Genomic DNA, 6,665 nt, shown 5'->3' on the forward strand with positions numbered 1-6,665 from the left:
CACTTGTGTGGCTCGCTACACGGCGTGTTTTTCGCCTCGCCTGGCATCTCGTCTGCAAGCGGTCAACTGTTCAAGTTATTATTTCTCGGTTCCTAGCATCGACCACGGCCCCGCCGACACCCCAAAAAATACCCACTAAGGAATACCATGAGATTGCCTCCAGCGATACTCGGCAATACTGAAGAAGTGTTGCGCGAGATTTTGCGCTTTTCAGCGCCCGCCGACACCACCTTGTCGCGCTACTTCAAGGACCATCCGCGCCTTGGCACGCGCGAGCGCGGCGCCGTCGCCGAAGGCATCTATGCCATCCTGCGCAACAAGGCCTTCTTCACCGACTTCGCCGAGGCCGGCACCAACCCGACCATGCGGCGCCTGACCATCCTCGGCCTGGCCGAGGCCATGGGCGCCGACTCGCTCGGCGGCCTGACCGAGGAGGAGACCGAGTTCCTGACCCGCATCGCCGGCATCGACCGCAACCTGATGCCGCCGCAGATGCGCTCGAACCTGCCCAAGTGGCTGTTCGACAAGTTCGTGGCCCAGTTCGGCGAAGAGGAGACGCTGGCGCTGGCCGACGCCCTCAACCAGCCGGCCCCGCTCGACCTGCGCGTCAATTCGATCAAGGCCACGCGCGAGGACGTCATCGCCGCGCTCGCGCTCGCGCCCGTGGCGGCCGTGCCGACCCCGTTCGCCCCGCTAGGCCTGCGCGTGCTGCGCAAACCCAACCTGCAGAACCTCGACCTGTTCAAGAATGGTTCGATCGAGGTCCAGGACGAGGGCAGCCAGTTGCTGTCGCAAATCGTCGGCGCTAAGCGCGGCGAGATGGTGGTCGACTTCTGCGCCGGCGCCGGCGGCAAGACGCTGTCGCTGGGCGCGTCGATGCGCAACACCGGCCGCCTTTACGCGTTCGACATTTCCGAGAAGCGCCTCGCCAAGCTCAAGCCGCGCATGGCGCGCAGCGGCCTGTCGAACGTGCATCCGGTGCAGATCGCGCACGAGCGCGACGCCAAGATCAAGCGCCTCGCCGGCAAGATCGACCGGGTGCTGGTCGACGCCCCGTGCAGCGGCCTGGGCACCCTGCGCCGCAACCCCGATGTCAAGTGGCGCCAGAAGGTGGAGGCGATCGCCGAGATGCAGGTCAAGCAAGCCTCGATCCTCGACGGCGCGGCGCGCCTGCTCAAGGGCGGCGGCCGGCTGGTCTACGCGACCTGCAGCCTGCTCGACGAGGAGAACGATTTCATCGTCCAACAATTCCTCGCAGCCCATCCCGAGTTCTTCCTCGTGCCGATGAGCCAGGTGCTGGCCGAGCAAAAGATCGCGCTCGAGATGGGCGACTACCTCAAGCTGCTGCCGCACAAGCACCAGACCGACGGCTTCTTCGCCGCCGTGCTCGAGCGCAAGCCCTTGCCGCCGCGCGCGCCCAAGGCCGATCCCGACGCCGGGACCGCCGACGCCGACGCCGACGCGCAGTAATCTGAACCATCTGAACCATCTGAACCAGCCGAACCAGACGACCAACCCGCCGCCGACCCGCCCATGCTCCTGTCCAACCTGATTGACGACCTGATCAACGATAGACGCGACCCCGGCATGGTCTGGCAAGGCGTGGCGCTGGCCGCCTGCGTCGTGCTCGGCTGGGTGCTGGCGCGCCTGTTGCGCACCTTCTGGCTGCGGCGCGCGGGGCGCACCGGCGTCGAGCTGATCGGGTCGGGCAGTTTCCTGCGGGTGTTCAGCCCGCTGTTGATGATCGCCCTGCTCGCTCTGGCCACATTGGTGCTGTCGCGCCTGCTCCCGCAGGTCAACCTGCTGCGGGTGGCCTTGCCGCTGCTGGCCTCGCTGGTCGTGATCCGCCTCATGTTCTACCTGCTGCACCGGGTGTTCGCGCGCCAGGGCGTGCTCGGCTCGGCCATTTTGACGTTCGAGCGCGTGCTCGCGCTGCTGGTCTGGGTCGGCGTGTGCCTGTACCTGACCGGCCTGTGGAGCGACGTGTTCGCCTACCTCGAGGCGACCAAGCTGCCGCTGGGCAAAAACCCGGTGTCGCTGGCGGTCATCCTGCAGGCCGGTGTGTCGGTGTTGCTGCTGCTGATGGTGGCGCTGTGGGCCGGCGCCGCGCTCGAGGAGCGCCTGATGGGCGTGCAGGGCCTGCACAGCTCGCTGCGGGTCGTGTTCGCGCGCATGAGCCGGGCGGTGCTGGTGGTGGTCGCGGTGCTGGTGAGCCTGTCGCTGGTGGGCATCGACCTGACGGTGCTGTCGGTGTTCGGCGGCGCCTTCGGCGTCGGCCTCGGCTTCGGCATGCAAAAAATCGCCAGCAACTATGTGTCGGGCATCGTGATCCTGCTCGAGCGCAGCCTGTCGATCGGCGACATGATTTCGGTCGATAAATACGCGGGCAAGGTCAGCCACATCAACGCGCGCTATACGATCATGCAGGGTCTCGACGGCGTGGTCACCGTGTTGCCGAACGAAATGCTGATCTTGGGCGCGGTCCAGAACATGTCGCTGTCGAGCCGCACGGTGAGGCTGTCGAGCGTGCTGACGCTGTCGCACGAGTGCGACCTCGACGTCCTCATGCCGCTGCTCGCGCAGGTGCCGGTCGGGGTGCCGCGGGTGCTGGCCGAGCCGGCGCCGGGGGTGTCGCTCAACAAGTTCGCGCCCGAGGGCTTCGTCATCGAACTGGGCTTTTCGATCGACGATCCGGAGAACGGGCGCAGCGGCGTGATTTCGGATGTGAACAAGAAGATCTACGCCTTGCTCAAGTCACAACAGATCAGCCTGCCGTTCGTCCGCACCAACAACACCGACTTCATCGACGCGCGCATCGCGGCGGTGCTGGCGGGCGCGCCGCCGCCCGCGCAAAGTTGATCGGATGTGCCACGTTCCATGGAAAAGCGTAAAATAACGTTCTTCCATACCGGTTCGTATTTTTTAGATAACGCCGGCGCGCGGACATGCAATCCACCCTGGAGCAGTAATGAATTTGTTTAGCGTCACCCTGCAAGACGTGCTCGGTTTTCTGTCGAGCGGCATCACCGGTTTCTCCAACTGGCAAGTGTTCTTTTACACGCTTGCGGTCACCCATATCACCATCGCCTCCGTCACCATCTACCTGCACCGCCACCAGGCCCACCGCGCGCTCGATCTGCACGCGTTGCCGAGCCATTTTTTCCGCTTCTGGCTGTGGCTCACGACCGCCCAGGTCACCAAGGAATGGGCCGCGATCCACCGCAAGCACCACGCCAAGTGCGAGACCGAGGAGGACCCGCACAGCCCGGTCACGCGCGGCATCCGCAAGGTGCTGCTCGAGGGCGCCGAGTTGTACAAGGCCGAGTCGAAAAACCTTGAGACGCTGGCCAAGTACGGGCACGGCACGCCGACCGACTGGATCGAGCGCAACCTGTACACGCGCTTCAGCTTCGCCGGCGTGATCTCGTTATTGTTCATCAATGTCGCGCTGTTCGGCGTGCTCGGGCTGACGGTGTGGGCGGTCCAGATGATGTGGATCCCGGTCATGGCGGCGGGCATCATCAACGGCATCGGCCACTGGTGGGGCTATCGCAACTACGACTGCGCCGACGCGGCGACCAACATCATCCCGTTCGGCATCCTGATCGGCGGCGAGGAGCTGCACAACAACCACCACACCTTCGCGACCTCGGCCCGGCTGTCGTCGAAATGGTACGAGATCGACATCGGCTGGTGCTACATCCGCGGGCTCGAAATGCTGGGCCTGGCCAAGGTCAAGAAACTGGCGCCGGCGCCGAGGTTTGAGATGGGCAAGGTGGAGGCGGATCTGGAGACCTTGCAGTCGGTGATCGCCAACCGCTACGACGTGATGGCCAAGTACGCCAAGTCGCTCAAGCGCACCTGGCGCGACGAGGTCGAGACGCTCAAGACCAAGGCCGAGCTCGAGAAGCGCTTCCTGAAGTCGAGCCGCAAGCTGCTGCAGCGCGAACCGGGCAAGCTCGAGGCGCCGCAAAAGCAGCAGCTCGTCGAGTTGTTCCAGCATAGCAAGGCTCTCGAGACGATGCACCAGATGCGCGTCGAGCTGGCGGCGATCTGGGAGCGTTCGCACTTCACGCGCGACCAGCTGCTGCAGCAGTTGCAGGATTGGTGCGCGCGCGCCGAGGCGTCGGGGATCAAGTCGCTGCAGGAGTTTTCGATGCGGCTGCGCAGTTACGCTTAGGTCGCTTCAGAGCGAGAACAAAAAGGCTCCCGCGGGGGCTTTTTTGTATTTGACATGACAGAAACCGCAAGCTGAGGGCCCACTCACGTCATCCCGCCCGTCATCCCCGCACCCCCCGTCATCCCCGCCCCCCCCCCGTCATCCCCGCGAAGGCGGGGACCCATACTGAGCTGGCAAACACGCGCAGTCCGATCCTGTTGGCCCGCGACCTACACGTACAAAAATGTGAGGCGACCGGTGACTGCACGCTCAGCATGGGTCCTCGGTTTCGCGGGGATGACGGTGGGGGGGGCGGCGGACGACGCCCTGCCACATATCATCTACACATCACCCGCACATCACTCGCACATCACTCGCACATTACCCGCACATCACCCACACATCATCCGCACATCACCCACACATCATCCACGAATACTGCTGACGTAAAAAAACCGAACGATCACGCGTCCGGTTTCACTATTATCAACCCACCACCTTAGAACTTGTACTTGAGGTTCAGGTAGAACTGGCGTCCGCTGACGTCGAGCTTTTGCTGCTCTTCCTCGCTGTAGCGGTATTGCGCGCGCGCCGTGTTGAGCAGGTTGGTCGCGTCGAACGACAAACGCAGCTGTTTGCTCAGGTTGTAGCCGAGCGAGAACGCCAGCGTCGACACGCCCGCCGCCATCACCGGCGCGGTCGGCATCAACACGCCGTTGATGAGCGAATTGCCCTGGCTGTTTGCCGTAGGCGCCGGCGCCGTGCTCGCCGCCACGTACTTGCCGCGGTAGTTGTAGACCAGCCGCGCGCTCATCTTGTCGTTCTCGAAGTAGCCGCCCAGGTTGGCCGCCCACTCCGACGCGCCCACCATCGGACGCCCGTCCTCGACCTGCGTCTTGGCGCGGCTGACATTGGACTGCATGCCGAAACCGGCGCCGAGCGGCCGTTCGAAGGCCAGCTCGATGCCGCGGATGCGCGCGCCCTGTTGCGACGAGGTGTTGATGAAGAAGGATTTGACCTGGTTGTCGCGCGGGTCGACCAGGTCGACCGTCGCGTTCTGCCGGTTGGCGCCGGTTTTGACGTAGCCGTCGATCTTGGACTGGAAAACGTCGACCGAGATCAGCGAGCGCGGCGCGAAATACCAGGCCAGCGCCGCGTCGACGTTGTCGGCCGTCAAGGGGCGCAGGGTCGGATTGGGACCCGTCACGCTGCAGCCGGAGGCGTTGCAGCCCGGGGTGCCGAAGGCGGCGCCGAGGATGTTGTAGTTTTGGCGTCCGATGGTCCGGCTGGCCCCGAAGCGCGCGATGACGTTCTCGCGCACCTCGTAGCGCAGGTTCATGCTCGGCAGCAGGTTGTTGAAGGTGCGGTCGGTCGGCGTCTTGTAGTAGACCGTGCCGCCCAGCGGGTTGAACACCGTGCCGTTGAGGTAGCTGCTGCCGTCGCTGGCCGTGTTGATCGCGCCCGGATAGGCCGCGCACGGCGTGGCCGCCTGGCCCGGTCCGAACTTCGGACAGGCGCCGCTCGGCACCGGCGTGACGAGCTCGGCGTTGACCTGGGTGCGCACGTAGCGCACCCCGAGATTGCCCGACCAGTTGTCGGCCTCGAAGTTTTGCATCAGGTAGAACGCGCTCTGGCGCTCGCGCATGTCGATCTCGGCGGCGACGCGGCGCTCGAATTCGGGCGTGGTCTCGCGCAGGTTGGCCGCGATGTAGTCCTTGACCGCGCCGGGGGTGTAGGTGAAGCCGGTGTTGTCCCAGTCGCCGCCGCCCAGGCCGCTTCCAAAGTCCGACGGATACGGCACGATCTGTCCGGCCGGCGTGGTCGCGTTGATCGGCACGCCGAAGGCAGGCGCGAAGCGCTTGGTGATGCGCTTGTGGTCGGCGTGGCGCACGCCGAACTCGAGCGACTGGAACGCGCCGGCGTCGACCTTGAGTTCGGCGTCGAGCGACAGGCTGTGCTCGCGGTCGGTGGTGCGGATGCCCGAGGCGCCGCGCCCGACCAGCTTGTAGCCGCTGCCGTCGGGGTTGAGCCCCGGCGTGTTGCCGCCGGCGCCGATGTACTTCGAATCGGGCGCCTCGTGCAGGCCGTTGAGAGCGTACGAGATCCCGGTGCCGTAGCGCGCGAAGGTCAGGCCCTGGTCGAGCGCGGTCGTGCCGACGCCGCGTGTGACGTTGGCCAGGCTCTTGATGGTCAGCGCGCTGTTGACGCGGTACTTGGCGTCGAGGTCGAGGAAGGCGCTGCTGGCGTTGGCGCCGTCGCGGTAGAAGCCCTCCGAGTTGCCCACGTACTGGGGCGTGGTGCCGGCCGGGAACACGATGTCGGCGCTCTTGAGCACCTTGAGCTGGTGCCCGTACATCGTCGTTTCGTTGACGATGACGGGGTTGCGGATCTGCGCGAACACCTGCTGGCCGTTGGACGAGGTGTTGGGCGAGGTCGCCGTCACGCCGCCGGTCGGCTCGGCTTTGCCGAGCAGCATGCTGTACATCGCACCCGAGGTCAGACGGCC

General features: G+C 65.2%; 4 protein-coding genes. 3 read left to right on the plus strand and 1 reads right to left on the minus strand.

Annotated features, from left to right (window positions below):
* The first annotated feature begins 147 nt into the window (after positions 1–147).
* The 3 genes from C7C56_RS25900 (at position 148) to C7C56_RS25910 (ending at position 4,180) form a co-directional block, all read left to right on the plus strand.
* Positions 148–1,470 (plus strand): RsmB/NOP family class I SAM-dependent RNA methyltransferase, encoded by a 1,323-nt coding sequence (locus C7C56_RS25900; RefSeq protein WP_106760225.1) that lies wholly within the window; start codon positions 148–150, stop codon positions 1,468–1,470.
* A 63-nt stretch (positions 1,471–1,533) separates the two neighbouring features.
* The gene (locus C7C56_RS25905; protein WP_106760226.1) at positions 1,534–2,859 is read left to right on the plus strand and encodes a mechanosensitive ion channel family protein; all 1,326 of its coding nucleotides are present in this window, start codon (positions 1,534–1,536) and stop codon (positions 2,857–2,859) included.
* A 109-nt stretch (positions 2,860–2,968) separates the two neighbouring features.
* Positions 2,969–4,180 carry a DesA family fatty acid desaturase gene (locus C7C56_RS25910; RefSeq protein ID WP_106760227.1) on the plus strand — a complete coding sequence of 404 codons (1,212 nt, stop codon included), beginning with the start codon at positions 2,969–2,971 and terminating at the stop codon, positions 4,178–4,180.
* Positions 4,181–4,658: 478 nt separating this feature from the next.
* On the opposite strand, the gene C7C56_RS25915 is transcribed toward C7C56_RS25910, so the two are convergent.
* A partial coding sequence (locus C7C56_RS25915; protein WP_106760231.1) for a TonB-dependent receptor domain-containing protein occupies positions 4,659–6,665 on the minus strand: 2,007 nt, incomplete at its 5' end.

The organism is Massilia glaciei, from assembly GCF_003011895.2.
Lineage (GTDB): Bacteria > Pseudomonadota > Gammaproteobacteria > Burkholderiales > Burkholderiaceae_D > Telluria_A > Telluria_A glaciei.